Genomic DNA, 19441 nt, shown 5'->3' on the forward strand with positions numbered 1-19441 from the left:
ACACGAGGACGAAACGTCATGGGCCTGATGACCGATGCCGAGCGCGAACTGCTCGCCGCCACCGCCTTGCGCGCCCGTGAGCACCGCTTCAGCGTGGTCGACGAGAGCGCGAGTGTGGGCTCGGGCACCACGCTCGGCCCGCATGTCTTCATCGATGCGCAGGTCGTCGTGGGCGAGGGCTGCACCGTCGAAAGCGGTGCGCACCTGTGCCGCGGCACGGTGGTCGAAGACGGGGTGCACATCGGTGCCCATGCCGCCTTCGCGGGCGCGCCCGGCAACGCGCAGCCCCCGGCCGTCGTCAAGGCCGGCGCCTGGATCGGCGCCAACACCAGCATCCTGGCTGGCGTGACCATCGGCGCCAAGGCCATCGTGCGCCCGGGCGCCGTGGTCTCACGCTCGGTGCCGCCCGGCGCCATCGTCGAAGGCAACCCGGCCAACATCATCGGCTACGTGGATGCGGCCCCGGGCCCCGGCACGGCGCCGCAGCATGGCGGCCCGCGCGGCGGCGCCCGCATCGAAGACACGGCCGTGAAGGGCGTCACGGTGCACCACTTCCCGGTGATCCCCGACCTGCGCGGCAGCCTGACGGTCGGCGAGTTCGACCGCCAGGTGCCGTTCACCCCCAAGCGTTATTTCATGGTGTTCGGCGTGCCCAGCCGCGAGATCCGCGGCGAGCATGCGCACCACCAGTGCCACCAGTTCCTGATCTGCGTGCGCGGCAGCTGCGCCGTGATGGCCGACGACGGCGAGCACAAGGTCGAAGTGCTGCTCGACTCGCCCGACCGCGGCATCTACCTGCCGCCCATGACCTGGGGCGTGCAGTACAAGTACTCCGCCGACGCGATGCTGCTGGTGTTTGCCTCCGACTACTACGACAACGCGGACTACATCCGCGACTACGCCGACTTCATCCGCATCAGCGCCGCCAAGAAGGCCGCCTGAACGCGGGGAAGTGGGGGGCAAATCCCCTCGCTTTCCGGCCATCAGCGCCCACTCACCTGCGGTGTACTGAGGGGCATGAGCAGCCCCTCGTCCCACGACAACGCGCCTTTCATCCACCGGCTGGCCGATTGCCAGAGCACGGCCATCGGCCCGGGCTCCAAGGTGTGGCAGTTCACGGTCGTGCTGCCCGGCGCGCGCATCGGCGCCAACTGCAACATCAACAGCCACTGCTTCGTCGAGAACGACGTCACGATCGGTGACGACGTGACCGTGAAGTGCGGCAACTACCTCTGGGACGGCATCACCCTCGAAGACAAGGTCTTCGTCGGCCCCAACGTCACCTTCTCCAACGACCGCTATCCACGCAGCAAGCAGTACCCCGAGGCCTTCGACCGCACGGTCGTGAAGAAGGGCGCCTCGATCGGTGCGGGTGCCGTCATCCTGCCCGGCCTCGTGATCGGGGCGGGCGCGCTGATCGGCGCCGGGGCCGTGGTCGTGAAGGACGTGCCGCCGAATTCGGTGGTGCGCGGCGACTACGCCCGCAATGTCTACCTCGCCAAGAAGAGCTGAGCCCACCATGACCCACCCGAGCGTTCCCTTCCTCGACCTCAAGGCCGTGCAGATGACGCAGCGCGACGAGTTGCGCGCCGCGTTCGACCGCGTGCTCGATTCCGGCTGGTACATCCTCGGCCAGGAGGTTGCGCAGTTTGAGGCCGAATACGCCGCCTGGTGCGGTGCCGCGCATTGCATCGGCGTGGCCAACGGGCTCGACGCGCTCACGCTCGCGCTGCGCGCGATGGGCGTGGAAGCCGGCGACGAGGTCATCGTGCCGTCGAACACCTACATCGCCACCTGGCTGGCCGTGAGCCACATCGGTGCCGTGCCGGTGCCGGTGGAGCCCGATCCGCTCACCTTCAACCTCGACCCCGCGCGCATCGAAGCGGCGATCACGCCCAAGACCAAGGTGATCCTCCCGGTGCACCTCTACGGCCAGGCGGCCGAGATGGCGCCCATCCTCGCGGTGGCGCGCCAGCATGGCCTGCGTGTGCTCGAAGACGGTGCCCAGGCGCACGGTGCAAGGGTCCAGGGCCAGCGCGTCGGTGCGCACGGCGACGCAGTGGCGTGGAGCTTCTACCCCGGCAAGAACCTCGGCGCTTTGGGCGACGGCGGTGCCGTGACGACCAGCGACCCACAGATCGCCGAGCGGCTGCGCGTGCTGCGCAACTACGGCTCGCGCGTGAAGTACCACAACGAAGTCATCGGCTACAACTCGCGGCTCGACGAGCTGCAGGCCGCGCTGCTGCGCGCCAAGCTGCCGGCGCTGCAAGGCCAGAACGAGCGCCGCGCGGCCATCGCGCAGCGCTACCTGCAAGGCCTTGCGGGCCTCGGCCTTTCTTTGCCCTTCGTGCCGCCGGGCCACGAGCCGGTGTGGCACCTCTTCGTGGTGCGCCACCCGAGGCGAGACGAGCTGGCCCAGGGCCTGGCCGCGCTCGGCGTGCACACGATGATCCATTACCCGGTGGCGCCGCACCTGCAGCCTGCCTATGCCTCGCTCGGCATGAAGGCCGGCAGCCTGCCGATCTCGGAGGCCATGCATGCACAGGTGCTGAGCCTGCCCATCGGCCCCACGCAGACCGACGCGCAGACCGACCAGGTGATCGCCGCCGTGCGCGAGGTCGCGCACCGCCTGCACAAGCTCGCTGCCTGAACCAGGCCTCGCGCATGCAGATCACCACGCTCATCCCGGCCTACAAAGAGGCCTACCTGCCCGAGCTGCTGCAGTGCCTGCGCTCGCAGTCGCACAAGGCCGGCAAGATCATCTTCTCCGACGACAGCCCGGGTGGCATCTACCGCGCCACGCTGTTCAGTGACGAGCTGGCGCCGCTGCGCCAGGGGCTCGAAATCGAATGCGTCGAAGGCCCGCGCAAGGGCGGCGGCTACGCCAACATGCTGCACCTCTTGAAGGTGTGGAACGCCCGCACCGAGCTGCTGCACCTGCTGCTCGACGACGACGTGATCTACCCCGAGTTCTACGAGCGCCACCTGATTGCGCATGCGTCGGTGAAGCTGAGCTGCTCGGTGAGCCGCCGCTGGTCGGCCGACGAGCAGGGCCGCCCGCTCAAGAGCGACCTGCCGCTGCCGCCCGCCGTGGCGCGCCACCCCAACCGCCTGCTCACGCTCGATGCCGGCGTGGTGTTTGCCACCACCGCCATCGAAGGCAAGAACTGGCTGGGCGAGTTCTCCAACGCCGTCTTCCATGCCGACACGCTGCCCGCGCTGCTCCACCCGAGCTTCGGCACCGTGTCGTATGCGGGCCTGTGGGACCTGGGCGCCTTCATGGCTGCAAGCCTCGTCGGGCCGGTGGGCTACGTTCATGAGCACCTGGGCTACTTCCGCACCGGGCCGGCGGGCAATTCGTCGAAGTTCTTCGGCCCCTACATGAAGAGCGCCTTCCTCGGCTACGTGGCGCTCGTGATGGGCGGTGCCGAGATCGGCCGCTACACGCCCGAGCAGGCGCGCGCCGCCTATGGCCGCCTGGGCCCGGTGCTCGCGCAGTACTACGGCAGCCAGGACGACATGAAGCCCTTCATCGCGCTGATGCCGGCGCTCGCGCAAGGCGATGCGCTCGCCGAGGCCAGCTTCCGCGAGCTGTGGAAGGCCTTCCTGCGCACGCACGACTTCTGACGCGCATGAAGACGCTTTTCGAACGCCTCGCGGCGCGCATGCAGAAGCTGAGCCCGCCCGACCTCGAGTCGATGGTGCGCGGCTTCCTCATCCAGTATTTCTTCCACATCTCCGACCGCCAGCGCATCGAGGTGGTGGGCGAGGGCCGCAAGAGCATCAACCTGCTCACGCCCACGCAGTTCAAGGGCCACGGCCGCATCGTGCTGTCGAACACCGCGGTCTTCGGCGTGCCGCGCTCGCCGGGCCACCATGGCTGCAGCTACATCGAGTCGCGCACGCCGACCTCGCTGATCCAGATCGGCGCCGGCACCGTGTTCAACAACCGTGCGTTCATCCTCTCCGAAGGCGCGAGCGTGACCTTCGGCGAGCGTGTGCTCGTGGGCCCCGAGCTGCACGTGGCCGACAGCAACTCGCACCAGCTCGACGTGCCCAACCGCGCCAAGCCCGATGACAACCCGCGCCCAGTGGTGATCGGCGACGACGTCTTCATCGGCTCGCGCGTGACGGTCCTCAAGGGCGTGCGCATCGGCCGCGGTTGCATCGTCTCGGCCGGCGCGGTGGTCACCTCCAACTTCGTCGCGCCCGACTACAGCGTGGTCGCCGGCAACCCGGCGCGCATCGTGGGGCGCGTGCCCGGCGCGCCGGAAGAAACATCGTCTCCCGCAACCCAGGAACTGGCTGCATGAACCCGCATGACATCCCCGTCGTCGCCGTCTCGTACAACTCGCCCGAGCTGCTGCTGGGCTTGCTGAGCTCGTTCCGCAAGTTCTACCCACGCAACCCCATCCACATCGTCGACGGTTCCGAGGCCGCGCACCTGGCCAAGATCCGCGAGGTGGTGGCCGGCTTCGAGGGCGTGCAGCTGCACGCGATGGAATACAACATCCACCACGGCCCCGGCATGGCCTGGGCGATCCAGAACCTGAATCTCACGGGCCCGGTGCTCTTCATGGACACCGACGTGCTGGTCATCCGCGAAGGCTTCATCGAAGCGCTGATGGCCGAGCTGCAACCCGGCGACTACGGTGCCGGTGGCGTGGCGTATGTCAACCGCGATGGCTTCGACATCGACTACGCCTACGGCGCCGTGGCCTACCTGCACCCGCCGTGCATGCTGTGCAACGTGGAGGTGATGCGCGAATGGCCCATGCCCATCAAGCACGGCGCCCCGATGGTGGCACCCATGCTCGCGCTGCACGATGCCGGCAAGTCCGGTCTCCTGAAGAACCTGCCCTGGTGCGCGAACGACGTGCTCATGGGCACCAAGAAGGTCTACATCGACCACATCGGCAAGGGCACCAGCACCGCCACCGGCAGCTACAACCTCGACGAGTGGATGGCCGAGATGGCCGAGAAGCGCAAGCGTGAGGCGGCCGACATGGCCGCCCGCGCCGGCTCGTACAACCCCGACCTGCTGAAGCTCATGCCCACGGGTGCGAAGGTGCTCGAAGTGGGCTGCAGCACCGGCGTGCTCGCCGCAGCCTATCAAGCCCAGCATGGCAAGACCGACTACTGGGGCATCGAGTTCGACCCCAAGGCCGCCGAGGTGGCGCGCCGCCACTGCACCCAGGTGATGGCGCTCGACGTCGAAGGCATGAGCGACAAGGAACTGGGCGAACTCGCGAGCCGCGACTGCTGGGTCTTCGGCGACGTGCTCGAACACCTGCGCGACCCGTGGCGCCTGCTCGCCCGCATCCGCAAGGTGCTGCCGCCCGGCGGCTGCGTGGTGGCGAGCGTGCCCAACGCGCAGCACTGGAGCCTGCAGGCGAAGCTCGCGATCGGCGACTTCCGCTACACCGACGGCGGCCTGATGGACCGGACCCACCTGCGCTGGTTCACCCGCCAGACGCTGCTCGAGATGTTCATCAACGCCGGCTACAAGATGGAAGCCGGCGTGCCGCGCATCTTCAACGAGCCCGGCCGCGAAAAGGTGCTGCCGGTCATCCGCGCGATGGCGCAGGTGACGGGGCAGTCGCCCGACCAGGCGGTGGCCGATGCGCTGCCCTTGCAGTACGTGGTGAGGTTTTCGGCGGCTTGACGGCCTGGCAGAGGCCGGGGGGAGACTCCGGTGGATGCACCCTGCGCAGGTGCACAATGGCCAATGCGCCTTTCAAAGTTCATCACCGAGAACCTGGACGTCATCCTGGTGGACTGGGTCGCGTTTGCGAGGGTGCAGTTGCCGGCTGCCGCAAACCTGGACGAAGTGGCATTGCTCGATCATGGGCGACTGATCCTGCAAGAGATCGCTGCCGACATGCGCCGGCCTCAGGACGATGAGGAGCGGCAGGCGAAGTCCGAGGGCAACAGTGCCGCTGCGTCAGAGTCCCCGGGCGTGCCGTCACGCAGCCACGCACGGCAACGGGAAAAGCAGGGTTTCGAAGTCGAGCAACTCGTCGCCGAGTACAGGGTTCTGCGCGCGACGGTACTTCGCCTATGGGCGGCCGCGTCGACCGATGCGCAGCGCCAGGACCTGGAGGACGTCACCCGCTTCAACGAGGCCGTCGACCAGGCGATAGCGGAGTCGCTGCAGGTATTCCTGGCGGAAGTCGACAGGTCGCGCGATCTCTTTCTCGGCGTCTTGGGTCATGACCTGCGAGGGCCGCTGAGCACGATTGCCGGGTGCGCCACGCTGGACATTCGAAGCCGACCTGATGATTCACGGCACGCTGCCATCATCTTGCGCAGCGTCCGACAGATGAAGGCGCTGCTTGACGATCTTGTCGAGTACACCAGGCATCGGCTCGGATCAGGGTTGGCCATCGACCCATCGAGCCTGCAGATCGACGAGTTCGCACGCAACACGCTTGACGAGATCAGGGCCATCAGCCCGGAGCGCACACTTCAACTGGAAACATGGGGCGACATGATGGGCGAATGGGACTCGCGTCGTTTGCACCAGGCCCTGTCGAACCTGGTCTTCAATGCCATGAAGTACGGCGAGCGGAACACTCCCATCCGCATTGCCATCGACGGGTCGCACGACGTGGAGGTGGTCGTTGCCGTCAAGAACACCGGGAAGGCGATTCCGCCCGAACGGCTGCCAACGCTCTTTGACCCGCTCGTTCGTGCTGCAGACGATGCCGGAGGCGCAGATTCACAGCTCGCCGGGGCGAATCTGGGGCTCGGGCTCTATGTCGTGAAAGAGATCGCCACGGCACACGGTGGCCGCGTCGAAGTGACCTCGACCGACGCGATGACGTGCTTCGAGCTGAGGCTTCCGCGAATCTGCGCGCGAACGAGCAACCCCGCCAGGTGAGTTCGTTCAGTCGTGTTCGTCGTCTCGCCCTTGGCCCGCCGGTGGGCGGCTTTGTTCGATCGCTTCGGACTGCTGGTCGTATCCAGCCTGCCATGCATCGCGCCGGGCGCGCCACTCTTCCACGGACTCGCCGGTGGACGGCGGCGTGTTTTCGGTCGCATCCATCGGATTCACGGGTGGGCTGTCGCCGCGCGCGGCGGATTTCGCGCCCTGGCGTGACAACTCGGCCGTCTCGCGGCGTCTGCGCTTTGGATGGGCCGGACTCCGCGGGGTCATGAGCTCTACTGCCTTTGCAGGGCATCCTACTCTTCGCGCTGCGCTGCGCTGCAGGCCCAGCCTCTGTCGAGGGGAGGGACTCTCCAGGATCGAGTCCCTGGTCGGAAGGCTCTCGACGGGTTCAGCGCCGCACCTCACCCTCTAACCGCCACCAGCAACACCACCATTCCCACTGCCAGCGTCCCGACGATCCCCCACTGCGCGAAGCGCACGAGAAACGCCTTGCGCTCCACCGCCTGCGCGATGTTCTTGAGCGACACCTTCCAGTGCTTCATGCGCGCCGCGTGGTAGCCGAGCAGTTTCTCTTTGGACACCTCCTCGGCAGGCAGTTGCAGCAGATCGTCGACTTCCTGGATCTGGTCGTGCGCCGCGAAGGGCACGCTCACGGGCACGACGCGTGAGGCGTAGAAGCCGAGGGCCATGCAGGCGAGCGTCATGCAGATGGTGAGCACGCCGAGCGCGATCACCAGCCCGGAGGAGGCGGCCACCAGGCCGCCCAGGCGGCCCGAATTGGTGAGCGTGACGATCGCGGCGAGGATCACGCCGCCCATGGTGACGACCGCCTGCGCCTTGGCGTCGAGTGCGTTGAAGGTCTTGCCGTAGTCGTCGTACTGCTTGGCGGCGTTGTCGCAGGCCGCCACGCTGGCGGTGATGAGGATGTCGAGGCGCCGCTCTTCGCTTGTCTTCTCGGTTGTGGTCATCGGTGTGCTCCTCGCTTGGCAGCGGCTTTCTTCGTGGCCGGCTTGCGAGGGCGCGTGTGCGTGCCGGCCGGCTTGGTCTGGTCGCTGTCAGGCTGGTGCTGCCAGCAGTAGTTGGTGGGGAACTGCGCGTCTCGCACGCAGCGTGTGCCCGATGTGGTGATCCGAATGCACCGGCTGGCCATGTGCGCTGCCTCCTCGATCTGCCGTGTTAAGAGCCCTGCCGAATCTACCGCCGGCCGAATGGCCCCGGCTTCTTGCGCCGGGCCGTGGCAGCCTGGAACCCTGCGGGGTCGAACCGACGTCGCTGCGCGAGCAGCTCATCGCCGTCGATGCGCTCCGCCAGGCTCTCGATGTCTCTTGCGCTCACACCCACCTGCGCGAAATGCGCGCGCCAGGTGTCGACCACCGCGATCACGGCCATCACCTCCGCCGCGGCCTCCGCCGGCAACAGGCCGAACGCATCGCACTGCGACATCGCGTTGGCCAGCGTCGAGTCGCGGCCCTGCGCGCCGCAGATGAACTCCTGGTAGCCCTGGCCCGAGTTGGAGGGCAGGAGGTCGTACGCCGGCGCGAGCCGCAGGCGGCCGTTGGCGAACGGGTTCACGACGAGCAGGGAATGGTTTTTCTCGTGGTCGTCGGTGTTGTCGACGAGGATGTTGAACACCATGCGGCGAAACAGCTCGCGTGCGTCCTGCGTGTTGGCGCCCTCGTCTGTGACGCCGATGCGGCGCAGGATGCGCGCCAGCGCCGGGTAGCCCATCTCGGGCTCGCTGCCCGCCGCGGTGGCCGCGCGGATGGCGGTGCCGGCCGAGAGGCTGTGGATGCGTCGCCCGGGCGCGCGGTCGAAGCGGCGGATGGCGACCGCGTTGGCGCCGGTGAGCGGGATGAGCCGTGTCTCGGCCACCGTGATGCCCGCCTGCGTCGCCAGCCGCATCGTGGCGTGCTCGATGAGCGGTGAGTCGATGGGCTCGTGGTTGAAGAACTTGACGACCCACTGCTCGCCGCCGATGTCGATCAGCGCCTTGGGCTTGGCGCCGCCGAGCGGGCTGCCGCCGCCCGCGATGATGCGCGCCTCGACGGTGCTGAGCGGCTCCGAGGCTTCGATCTTCGCGACCACCTCGCTGAGCTGTTGCGCATCTTCGAGACGGGGCAGCGGGCCGCCCGGCCGCGGCGCGTATTGCGTCGCCGAAGTCGAGACGCCGAGCGCACCGAAGCGGTCGTCGCCCGCGTAGTAAAGGTATTCGAGCAGCGACAGGCGCTTGGGCTTGTCGACGAAGCGGATCACCTTCTCGCCCCAGCGGTCGGGGCGCGCATCGTCGACGGCACCCACCGCACGCTGAGCGTCGCCCGCGAGCCGGCCGGGGGGCAGGAACTCGGTGTCGACGAGGGGCAGGTCTTCGCTCAGGGCAAAGCCGTGGGCAAGCCAATCCTTGGCGTAGCGCAGCGAGACACCTTTGCCGGCCGAGACGAGCTTCAGCTCGCCCACGTGGCGCGGCGCGGCAGGGTCGCCCAGGTACCAGAGGTGGAGGGCGTCGAACTTCATCGCTTCGCCCTCGAAGCGCGAGCCTCGGCCGAGGCCTGGGCGCGCGCGCGGCCGAGTTCGATGGCCTCGCGCACGTCCATCTCGATGGCGCCTTGGTCGTGCTCGGGCGCGGCGAGCCGGCCCAGCTCGCCATCACGCTGGATGAGCCAGAGCGCGGTGGCCACGATGCCGATGCCGACCGAAGGGTCGCCGGCTTCGAGCCGCTGCAGGGTGGGCACCGTGATGCCCAGACGCTGCGCCCAGGAGCGCAGCGATTCCTTGCGGCGCAGGCGCGCCACCGCGAGGTCGGCGCCGAGCTTTTCGATGGCGCCGGCCGTCGAGGGTGGCAGCTGCAGGAGCGCGCGGGTGGTCTTTGGCATACAAATAGATTATATCAACATAGGCAATCTTGTAAATATCTATAGATACAAAGTGGGTGCGATCGCCTGTGGGTGACCTGCGTCAAGGGCGCGCCAAGCTGCGCGCGCACAGTTGACAGGATGACCCATCCACTTGAAATCAAAGTGCTCGGATCGGGCTGCAGCAAGTGCCGCAGCACGGTTGGCCTCATCGAACGTACCGCTGCAGACGCTGGCATCGAGATCGACCTGACGAAGGTCGAGACGCCCGAGGAGATCAGGCGTTACGGCGTGCACGCCACGCCCGCCGTCGTGATCGCCAGTGAGGTGGTGCACAGCGGCGGCATCCCGTCGCACGAGGCGGTGCAGGCCTGGTTCAGGCGTGCGGCGGTCGGCTTCCTGCAGCGGCCGACGCGACATCTCTTCTTCACCGGCAAGGGGGGCGTCGGCAAGACCTCGTTGTCGACCGCCGCAGCGTTGACGCTGGCCGATGCCGGCAAAAAAGTGCTGCTCGTGAGCACCGATGCGGCGTCGAACCTCGACGAGATGCTGGGCATCGAGTTGCGCAACACGCCGGTGCCGGTGCCCGGTGCGGCGGGCCTGTCGGTGCTCAACATCGACCCCGACGCCGCGGCCGAGTCATATCGCCAGCGTGTGCTGGCCCAGATGGCGCACGGCACACCGGACGAAGAGCTTGCGAAGGTGCGCGAGCAGCTGTCGGGCGCGTGCACGACCGAGATCGCGTCGTTCGACGAGTTCTCGTCGCTGTTGTCCGATGGCGCCGAAGGCTGGGACCACATCGTCTTCGACACCGCGCCCACCGGCCACACCCTGCGGCTGCTGAGCCTGCCGAAGGCTTGGACCGGCTTCCTCGCGGGCAACGACCGGGGCGCGTCGTGCCTCGGGCCGCACTCGGGGCTGAAGATGCAGGAGGCACGCTTCAATGCCGCGCTCGCCGCCTTGAGCGACCCGGCGCTGACCACCGTGATCCTGGTGACCCGGCCGGATCGCGGCGCCATCAACGAGGCGGCGCGCACGTCGCTGGAGTTGCACGAACTCGGCCTCGACAACCAGCGCCTCGCGGTCAACGGGGTGTTCCACGCGATCGACCGGCGCGACGCCGTGGCGTGTGCCATCGAAGACCTGGGCCGTCGCGCCCTCGATGCGATGCCCGAGGCGCTGCGCCGATTGCCGCTCGATCAAGTGCCGCTGCGCGCCTTCGACATGGTGGGCCTGCCGGCCTTGCGTGCCTTGCTGATGCCCAGCCACGCAGCGCTGGCGGCGCCCGCGCTGGTGGAAGACCGCTCGCTCGCGCTGCCCGACCTGGGCGCGCTCGCCGATGAGCTGGCCGCCTCGGAGCGGGGCGTGGTCATGGTGATGGGCAAGGGCGGGGTCGGCAAGACGACCATCGCAGCGGCCTTGGCGATCGGCCTGGTGCAGCGGGGCAAGACCGTGCACCTCAGCACCACCGACCCGGCTGCGCACCTCGCCAGCACGCTCGAAGGCGAGCTGCCGGGCCTCAAGGTCAGCCGCATCGACCCGAAGGTGGAGACCCAGCGCTACATCGACAAGATCATGGCGGCCAGGTCACCCCAGCTCGACGCGCAGGAGCAGGCCTTGCTGCTGGAAGACCTGCAGTCGCCCTGCACCGAGGAGGTGGCGGTCTTCCACGCGTTCTCGCGCCTCGTGGCCGAAGGCCGCAGCGCGTTCGTCGTGCTCGACACCGCCCCCACCGGGCACTCGATGCTGCTGATGGATGCCACGGGTGCCTACCACCGCCAGATGACGCGGGAGTTCGAAGGCCATGGCGCCACCCGCGTGGTGACGCCGTTGATGCGGCTGCAGGACGCGGCGTACACGAAGATCGTGCTGGTGACGCTGCCCGAAGTGACGCCGGTGTCGCAAGCCGCGGCGCTGCAGGAGGACCTGCGGCGCGCCAGCATCGAACCCTATGCCTGGGTGCTCAACAAGAGCCTCTCGGGTGCCGGCACGCACGACCCGCTGCTCAGTGCCCGGCTGGCGCAGGAGCGCCGGCAGATCGACCGCATCTCGGCCGGCCTGGCCCAGCGCTTGTACGCGCTGCCTTGGCTGCCGGTGCCGCCCGCAGGGCTTGCGGCACTCTCGAAGCTGGTCGACGCCGAGGGGGCGCGCGAGCCCGTCAGCGGTACTGCGTGAAGCTCGGTGCGATCTCGTCGTGCAGGATGCGCTCGTGCATCTGCAGCACCAACGGGTGGAAGACGTTGCCGAGCATCTCGGTCCACGCAATGGGGTACTGCGAGCGCTCGCCGCCTTCGAACATCACGCCGGTCTGGTCTTGCGGGTGACGGGCCGGGTGCGTGCGCAGGGCGTCGAGCTTGGCGTCGAGCAGCGCGTGCGTGGCGGCGAGCCACGCGGTGGTGAAGGGCGAGTGCTTGCGGTAGATGAACGCGCACAGGCCGATCAGCTTCTGGTAGTTGGCGCGCAGCTCGTCGCCCATCGGGCCGGGCACCGGGGCCACGCCGCGCGGGCTGATCTCGGTGTAGCCGAGGCCGTCGTGCCCGGGGTGGGCCTGCAGCCTCTCGAAGAAGCCGCGCCAGGGTCGCAGCGTCTGCTTGATGTCGGTGTAGCCGCCGCCGTAGTGGTGCATGAAATACGTGCGCAGGTAGTCGGCGCGGTGCGTGGCACTCAGGAACTCGTAGGCAGGGTGGAAGGGCTGGTCGGGGTGCTGCCAGTCCATCAGGTTGCCGGGCGTCACGCAGACCACCGGCACGCCGATGCGCATGGTCACCGAGAGCAGCGCCATCGCGCGCTGGGGCGAGAGCGCGTTGGTGCCGGCCCAGCTGCAGAAGACGATCTGGTCGCGCAGGCCGTCGAGGTTGCGCAGGTACTCGTCGCGGCTGCGCATGTCAGAACCATTCCAGCGGCAGCGCGAGGCCGGCCGACTTCAAGAGCTCCTGCCGCTGCGCCTTGAGTTCCGGCGTGGGCGCGGGCCAGCGTTTGTAGACGTGCAGGAAGTCGAGCACCACCGAGGTGTCGTTGGCCGCTTCGCTGTTGCCGCGGCGCGTGCCGGGGTTCACGTAGTCCTTGTGCACCACGGCTTCGCCGCCGGCGTAGTGCACGGGCAGGTGGCGGGCGCACACGGCGAGCAGGAAGTCCCAGTCCTCCTGCGACTTCAGGTGCGGGTCGACCTCGCAGCCTTCGAGCGCCTGGCGGTGGAAGACGAGCGCGTTGTTGGGAATGAAGTTCTTCGCGTAGAGCGAGTCCACCGCCTGCGTGCCGAGCGCGATGCGGGCACGGCCTTGCGGCACCACCGGGGCCTTGGAGCGGTCTTCGGTGAGGATGTCGAAGTCGGAAAAGAGCACGCGCACGCCGTTGGGCGCCTGCAGGCGGGCATGGGCGAGCGCCGTGACCAGGTGTCCGGGGCCGTAGGTGTCGTCGTCGTCGAGGAAGGTCACCCATTCGCCGCGGGCAAGCTGCAGCGCGAGGTTGCGGCTGCGGGCGGGGCCGGGGGCGCCGCTTCGTTTCACGAAGACGTCTTGCGGGCGCAGCTGCCGGGCGCAGACGGCGGCCGTCTCGGCGTCGAGCGCGTCGGCGACCACGATGGTCTCGAAGTCCTGGAAGCTCTGCTCGCGCAGCGAGCGCAGCGCACGGTCGAGCAGCGCGGCGCGCAGGTGCGTGGTGACGATGACGGAGAAGACGGGGTGGGGCGTAGACATGCGCAGCGGCTGGCCTCAGGCCACGAGCGTGGGCCTCTGAACTTGGGGTGTGCGTCGATGCTAGGCGCGATGCCGTGCCGCCCATCGCCCGAACAGGCGGCGCAATTGGCGCCTGTTGCCGCGATCCCCGGGGTCAGATCAGCGGGTTGGACGAGCCGTCGACCAGGCCCGGGTACGACATCGGCGCCGCCGACACGGTGCCGGTGCTGGCGGTGCGCACCTCGCCGTCTTGCAGCAGGTTCTCGGGCGGGGCCGAGAGCAGATCGCCGAGCTGAAGGTCGGCACTCTTGTCCTTGGCCAGCCACACGTCGGCCATCGCGTGCTGCGCACCGTCGCCGGTGGTGTAGCTCGACACGAGCCCCAGCAGGTTGCCGTTGTCCACGGTGGTGCCGGCCACGGCGTCGAGGTTGAGCGAGACGATCCCGAGTTCGGCCAGGCCGTGCAGCTCGCCGGCATCGGCCTTGCCGTCCTGGTTGGTGTCGACCCAGACCTTCAGCTCGCCGAAGCGGGCATCGGCCGCGGTGAGGCGGCCATCGTGGTTGCTGTCTTCGAAGCGCATGGCCTCGAAGCCGTTGCCGGCGCGGCGGCCGTCGGCGCCGCGCGTGCCGGTGCCGAAGAGTTCGCTGCCGTCGTTGATCTGGCCGTCGTGGTTGCGGTCCATCACCAGGAGGCCGTCGGTGGCCGAGGCCCAGCCCACGCGGTGGGTGGTGCCGGTCGCGTTGAGGTCGAAGTTCACGCCGTCGGCGGCGGCCGTGGTGCGCACGCCGTTGCCGTCGAGGTCGAGCACGATGGGGGTGGCGGCGAAGAGCGCGTCGAGCTGCGCGTTCGACATCGCGTTGATGTCTTCCTGCTCGAAGGCACCGATCTGGTCGCTCGTCATCGCGGCGATGTCGGCCGTCTCCAGGCCCACGATCTGCGTGGTGGTCATCGCGATGATCTGGGCCGGCGTGAGCGCGGCCACCGCCTGGCTGCTCAGTGCGGCGATCTGCTGGCTGCCGAGCGTGGCCATGTGCTCGGGCGCGAAGGCCACCACCTGGTCGGGTTGCAGCGCGTGGATGGCGGCGGTGGTCATCGCGCGCAGGTCCTGCGTCTCGAGCCCGTAGATCTGCGTCTGCGAGAGGCCCACCACCTGCGCGCTCGTGAGCGCGGCGAATTGCTGGGTGCCGAAGCCGTTGAGGTCGGTGTTGGACAGCGCGCCGATCTGGTCGCTGTTGAACGAGGCGATCTGCTGCGTGGTGAAGGCGGCGAAGTGCTGCGACTCCAGCGCGTCGATCTGCACCGGCGAGAACGCGCGCAGCGCGGTGGTGGAGAGCGCGCGCACGTCGGCCGTCTCCAGGTGGGCGATCTGCTCGAGCGTGAGCGCGGCGATCTGCTGCGTGCCCAGGCGGCTGAACTGCAGCGTGCTCAGGGCGTTGAGGTCTTGCGTCTCCAGCGTGGCGATCTGCCACGGCGTGAGCGCGTTGACCTGCGCGGAAGTGAGCGAGACGATCTGCTGCGTGGACAGCGCCCCCAGGCTCTCGGGCGCGAGGCTCTCGATCTGGCTGGTGGTGAGCGCCACGATCTGCCCGGTGCTGAGGGCGGCGATGTGGTCGCTCGTGAGCCAGGCGAGCTGGTCGGGTGCCATCGCACGCAGCGCGGTGGTGGTGATGGCCCGCAGGTCCTGCGTCTCCAGGTTGGCGATCTGGCCGCCGGTGAGGCCGGCGACCTGCGCGCTCGTGAGCGAGGCGAACTGTTGGGTGCCGAAGCCGTTGAGGTCGGGGCTCGAGAGCGCGCCGATCTGGTCGGAGGTGAACGACGCGATCTGCTGCGTGGTGAGCGCGGCGAAATGCTGCGAGCCGAGCGCGTCGATCTGCTCGGGCGAGAAGGCCCGCAGCGCGCCGGTGGTGAGCGCGGCCACGTCGGCCGTCTCCAGGCTGGCCACCTGGTCGAGCGTGAGCGAGGCGATCTGCTGCGTGCCGAGTGCGCGGAACTGCGTCGTGCTGAGCGCGTTCAGGTCCTGCGTCTCCAGCGTGACGATCTGCCACGGGGTGAGCGCGTTGAGCTGCGTGGTCGTGAGCGAGGCGATCTGAAGCGTCGAGAGGGCCGCCAGCGCCTCGGGTGCGAGGCTCTCGACCTGGCTGGTGGTGAGCGAGGCGATCTGCGCGGTGCCGAGCGCCTGCAGCAGGTCGCTCGTGAGGGCGGCCAGCTGCTCGGGCGCGAGTGCGCGCAGCGCGGTGGTGGTGAGCGCGCGCAGGTCTTGCGTCTCGAGGTTCAGGAGCTGGTCGGCGGTGAGGCCCGTGACCTGCGTGCTCGTGAGCGAGGCGAACTGCTGCGTGCCGAAGCCGTTGAGGTCGCTCACCGACAGGGCGCCGATCTGCCCCGCGCTGAACGAGGCGATCTGGGTGGTGGTGAGTGCGCCGAAGTGCTGCGAGCCCAACGCATCGAGCTGCTCGGGCGAGAGTGCCTGCAGCGCGGTGGTCGACAAGGCCGCCACGTCGGCTGTCTCCAGGTTGGCGACCTGGTCGAGCGTGAGCGCGGCGATCTGCTGCGTGCCGAGTGCGCGGAATTGCAGCGTGCTCAGCGCGTTGAGGTCTTGCGTTTCGAGTGCGGCCACCTGCCCGGGCGTGAGGGCGGCCAGCTGGCTGCTGGTGAGCGAGACGATCTGCTGCGTGGAGAGCGCGCCCAGCGTCTCGGGCGGCAGGCCGGCGATCTGCGCGGTGGTGAGCTGCGCGATCTGCGAGGTGGCGAGCGAGGCGAGGTGGTCGCTCGTGAAGGCGGCGAGCTGGTCGGGCGTGAGCGCGCGCAGGGCGACCGAGCTCAAGGCGCGCAGGTCGGCGGTCTCGAGCAGCGCGATCTGCTCGACGCGCAGCGCGGCGGCTTGCGCGCTCGTGAGCACCGCGAAGTGCGCGGTCTGCAGCGCGTTGAGGTCTTCGTTGGTGAGGTAGGAGACCTGCTCGGTGGTGAGTGCGGCCACCTGGGCGGTGCCGAACGACGCGTAGTGCTGCGAGCCCAGGGCTTCGAGTTGCCAGATGCTGAGCGCCTGCAAGGCGGCGCTGCCGAGGGCGCGCAGGTCGGCCGTCTCCAGCTGGCCCATCTGGTCGAGCGAGAGGGCGGAGATCTGGGCGGTGCCGAGCGCGGCGAACTGTGCGCTGCCCAGCGCGTTGAGGTCTTGCGTCTCCATCAGCGCCAGCTGCAGCGGCGTGAGGCTGGCGGCCTGGGCGGTGGTGAGCGCGGCGATCTGCGCCGTGCCGAAGGAGTTGAGCTGCTCGGGCGCGAGGCCGGCCACCTGGGCGGTGTTGAGCGCGGCGACCTGGGCGGTGCCGAGCGCGGCGAGATGGTCGGAATTGAGCACCGAGAGCTGGTCGGTCGAGAGCGCGCGCAACGCGGTGCTGCTGAGCGCGGCCACGTCGGCGGTTTCAAGGCCGGCGACCTGCTCGAAGGTGAGTGCCGAGGCCTGCGCCGTGCCGAAGGTGGCGAAGTGCTCGGTGCCCATCGCGTTGAGGTCTTCGCCCGACAGCGCGGCGATCTGGTCGGTGCGCAGCGCATTGGCCTGGGCGGTGGACAGGCTCGCGAAGTGCTGCGTGCCCAGCGCGTCGAGCTGCTCGGGCGAGAAGGCGCGCAGCGCCGCGCTGCTGAGGGCGCGCAGGTCAGCCGTCTCCAGCGCGGCCACCTGCTCCAGCGTGAACGCCGAGGCTTGCGCTGTGTTGAAGGCGGCGAACTGCTCGGTGCCCAGCGAGTTGAGCACGTCGGTCGACATGGCGGCGATCTGCGCGCCGCTGAACGAGGCCACCTGTGCGGTGGAAAACGCCGCGAAGTGCTGGCTGCCCAGCGCCTGGAACTGCTCGGGCGTCATCGACTGCAGCGCGGCCGGGCTCAAGGCGCGCAGGTCGGCCGTCTCGAGCTGTGCCACCTGGTCGGTGGTGAGTGCGGCGATCTGGTGCGTGCCCAGCGCCTGGAACTGCGCGGTCGAGAAGGCGTTGAGGTCTTGCGTCTCGAGCGCGGCGATCTGCTCCGGCGTGAGCGCGGCCACCTGGGCGGTGCTGAAGAGCGGCATCTGCGCGGTGGTGAAGGCGGCCAGGTCTTCGCTGGAGAGGCTCGCGATCTGCGCGGTGCTGAGGGCGCCGAGCTGCGTGCTCGTGAGCGCGGGGAAGTGGTCGGAGCCGAGGGCGCCCAGCTGGTCGGACGACCACGCGCGCAGGCCGGCGGTGCCGATGGCGCGCAGGTCGGCCGTCTCCAGCATCGAGATCTGCTCGGTGGTGAGGGCGGCGATCTGCGCCGAGGTGAAGGCGGCGAAGTGCTGTGGCAGGAAGGAGTTGAGGTCGCGTGTGGACATCGCCGCGAGCTGCTCGGGCGTGAACGCGAGCCCCGCCGAGAGCGACACACGCTGCAACGCCGTGAGTGCGGCCAGCTGCTCGGCCGTCATCGCGCTCAGCACGGCGGTGGGCAGCGCGTTGAGGTCTTCGGTCGAGATGGTGGGGATCTGGTCGGTGGTGAGCGCGACGATCTGCGTGCTGGTGATGGCGGCGAACTGCGTCGTGGTCAGCGCGTCGAGGTCGGCCGTGTCGAGGTGGGCGAGCTGGTCGGTGGTGAGCGCGCGCACCTGGCTGGTGGTGAGCGCGACGATCTGGCCGCTGGTCAACGCATTGAGCTGCGCGCTGCCAATCCCCTGCAGCGTGGCGGTGCCGATGGCGCGCAGGTCGATGGTCTCGATGGCAGCGATCTGGTCGCTGTTGAACCCATTGATCTGCGTGGCCGAGAGCCCGGCGAACTGCGCGGTGGTGAGGAGGCGCACGTCGGCCGTCTCGAGCCCCGCGAGCTGCTGCGGGGTGAGCGCGTTGAGCTGGTCGCTCGTGAACGAGGCGATGTGCGCGGTGGTGAGCGCGGCCATCTGGTCGGAGCTGAGCGTTTGCAGCATGTCGCTCGACAGCGCCCGCAGGTCCACCGTTTCCAGCACGGCGATCTGGTGCGAGCCGAGCGCGGCCACCTGGTCGACGGTGAGCGAGGCGACCTGCGCGGTGGTGAGCGCCACCACGTCCTGCGTGGCGAGTTCGGCGATCTGCGTGGTGGTGAGCGCGCGCACCTGCCCGGTGGTGATCTGGGCGATCTGCGCGGTGCTGAAGGCCGCCATCTGGTCGGAGTTGAGCCCCGCCAGCGCGTCGACCGAGATGGCGCGCAGGTCGGCCGATTCGAGCGTGGCGAGCTGGTCGGTGCGCAGGGCCGCGACCTGGGCCAGGTTGAGGGCTGCGAACTGGGCAGTCCCCAGCGCCCGCAGGTCCTGCGTTTCGAGGGCGGCAATGCTGTCGAGCGTGAGCGAGGCCACCTGGGCCGGGGTGAGGGCAGCGAACTGCGCGGTCGTGAAGGCGTTGAGCTCGTCGGTGTCGAGCACGCGCAGCTGCTGCGTGGTGAGCTGCGACACCTGGCCCGTGGTGAGCGCGGCGAGCTGGGCGGTGGAGAGCTGCGCGATCATGGCCGTGCTGATCGACGGGATCACGTCGGTCGACAGGCCCACGATGCGCGAGGTGGCCAGGAGCGCGATCTGTTCGGTGGTGAAGGCGTTGATCTGCGCGCTGTTGTAGGCGCGCAGGTCGGCCGACTCGAGTGCGCGGAAGTCTGCCGTCTCGAGCGCGGCGATCTGCACCGGCGTGATGGCGCTCGCCTGGGTGACGGTGAAGAGCGCGAACTGGGAGGCGGTGAGGGCGTTGAGCTGGTCGGTGCTCATCGCCGCGATCTGCGACGGCGTGAGCGCGCGCACCTGCTCATCGGTCAGGGCGTATTGCGACCCGCCGTTGTTGCCGTTGTTCCCGCCGTTGTTGCCATTGCCGTTGCCGCCACCGTTGTTCGGGGTGGCAAAGGAGTTGTCGGACGAGAACCAGTCGCCGAAACGGATCTTCAGCTTGCTGAGCAGCGCCGTCCCGGTCAACCACTTGAAGAGCTTCATGTCAGGGCCTTCGCGCCATTTTCATGACATGACCCCACGGTTGATCGGGGGAAACGGGCGCTATCCACGGCCCATCTGTGGCCGTGGC

The 19441-nt window shown here is 68.9% G+C and carries 15 protein-coding genes; 8 read left to right on the plus strand and 7 right to left on the minus strand.

All coding sequences use genetic code 11. The features are described from left to right. Window positions 1-18 precede the first annotated feature (18 nt). The 7 genes from RXV79_RS08760 (at window position 19) to RXV79_RS08790 (ending at window position 6883) form a co-directional block, all read left to right on the plus strand. Window positions 19-942, plus strand: a complete 924-nt coding sequence (locus RXV79_RS08760) for a WxcM-like domain-containing protein (RefSeq protein ID WP_316703044.1) — start codon at window positions 19-21, stop codon at window positions 940-942. Between the two features lie 75 nt (window positions 943-1017). Further along, the gene (locus tag RXV79_RS08765; protein ID WP_316703045.1) at window positions 1018-1512 is read left to right on the plus strand and encodes an N-acetyltransferase; all 495 of its coding nucleotides are present in this window, start codon (window positions 1018-1020) and stop codon (window positions 1510-1512) included. 7 nt (window positions 1513-1519) lie between these two features. Then, the gene (locus tag RXV79_RS08770) at window positions 1520-2650 is read left to right on the plus strand and encodes a DegT/DnrJ/EryC1/StrS family aminotransferase (RefSeq protein ID WP_316703046.1); all 1131 of its coding nucleotides are present in this window, start codon (window positions 1520-1522) and stop codon (window positions 2648-2650) included. A 14-nt stretch (window positions 2651-2664) separates the two neighbouring features. Continuing rightward, window positions 2665-3627, plus strand: a complete 963-nt coding sequence (locus RXV79_RS08775) for a glycosyltransferase (RefSeq protein ID WP_316703047.1) — start codon at window positions 2665-2667, stop codon at window positions 3625-3627. A 5-nt stretch (window positions 3628-3632) separates the two neighbouring features. Then, window positions 3633-4313 (plus strand): acyltransferase, encoded by a 681-nt coding sequence (locus tag RXV79_RS08780; protein ID WP_316703048.1) that lies wholly within the window; start codon window positions 3633-3635, stop codon window positions 4311-4313. Then, window positions 4310-5665 carry a methyltransferase domain-containing protein gene (locus RXV79_RS08785; RefSeq protein WP_316703049.1) on the plus strand — a complete coding sequence of 452 codons (1356 nt, stop codon included), beginning with the start codon at window positions 4310-4312 and terminating at the stop codon, window positions 5663-5665. Before RXV79_RS08780 ends, RXV79_RS08785 begins: the two co-directional genes overlap by 4 nt. A 63-nt stretch (window positions 5666-5728) precedes the next feature. Continuing rightward, window positions 5729-6883, plus strand: coding sequence for a sensor histidine kinase (locus RXV79_RS08790; RefSeq protein WP_316703050.1), 1155 nt, complete (start codon window positions 5729-5731; stop codon window positions 6881-6883). 6 nt (window positions 6884-6889) lie between these two features. Here the strand turns inward: RXV79_RS08790 and RXV79_RS08795 are convergent, their stop codons facing one another. The 4 genes from RXV79_RS08795 to RXV79_RS08810 form a co-directional block, all read right to left on the minus strand. Beyond that, window positions 6890-7159 (minus strand): CrpP-related protein, encoded by a 270-nt coding sequence (locus RXV79_RS08795; protein WP_316703051.1) that lies wholly within the window; start codon window positions 7157-7159, stop codon window positions 6890-6892. Window positions 7160-7293: 134 nt separating this feature from the next. After that, entirely contained in the window at window positions 7294-7860 is a 567-nt protein-coding gene (locus tag RXV79_RS08800) for a hypothetical protein (RefSeq protein ID WP_316703053.1), read from the minus strand. Window positions 7861-8086: 226 nt separating this feature from the next. Then, window positions 8087-9403, minus strand: a complete 1317-nt coding sequence (locus tag RXV79_RS08805) for a type II toxin-antitoxin system HipA family toxin (protein WP_316703054.1) — start codon at window positions 9401-9403, stop codon at window positions 8087-8089. Then, window positions 9400-9762: an XRE family transcriptional regulator gene (locus RXV79_RS08810; RefSeq protein ID WP_316703055.1), complete on the minus strand. Its 363-nt coding sequence runs from the start codon at window positions 9760-9762 to the stop codon at window positions 9400-9402. The genes RXV79_RS08805 and RXV79_RS08810 overlap by 4 nt, the downstream gene beginning before the upstream one ends. Window positions 9763-9882: 120 nt before the next feature. Here RXV79_RS08810 and arsA point away from each other — a divergent pair, with 120 nt between their 5' ends. Further along, complete coding sequence (gene arsA / locus RXV79_RS08815) at window positions 9883-11916, plus strand: arsenical pump-driving ATPase (protein ID WP_316703056.1); 2034 nt, start codon at window positions 9883-9885, stop codon at window positions 11914-11916. Here the strand turns inward: arsA and RXV79_RS08820 are convergent. The 3 genes from RXV79_RS08820 to RXV79_RS08830 all read right to left on the minus strand — a co-directional run bounded on the left by RXV79_RS08820 (window position 11900) and on the right by RXV79_RS08830 (window position 19353). Further along, window positions 11900-12625 carry a hypothetical protein gene (locus tag RXV79_RS08820; RefSeq protein ID WP_316703057.1) on the minus strand — a complete coding sequence of 242 codons (726 nt, stop codon included), beginning with the start codon at window positions 12623-12625 and terminating at the stop codon, window positions 11900-11902. The two genes, arsA and RXV79_RS08820, sit on opposite strands and share 17 nt — an antisense overlap. Before the next feature lies 1 nt (window position 12626). Further along, on the minus strand, window positions 12627-13436 hold the full coding sequence (locus tag RXV79_RS08825; protein ID WP_316703058.1) for a glycosyltransferase family 2 protein: 810 nt from the start codon (window positions 13434-13436) through the stop codon (window positions 12627-12629). Between the two features lie 133 nt (window positions 13437-13569). After that, a complete protein-coding gene (locus tag RXV79_RS08830) occupies window positions 13570-19353 on the minus strand; it encodes a heme utilization protein (RefSeq protein WP_316703059.1) in 5784 nt (1927 codons plus the stop codon). Window positions 19354-19441: the final 88 nt, after the last annotated feature.

Source organism: Piscinibacter gummiphilus (genome assembly GCF_032681285.1).
GTDB lineage: Bacteria > Pseudomonadota > Gammaproteobacteria > Burkholderiales > Burkholderiaceae_C > Rhizobacter > Rhizobacter gummiphilus_A.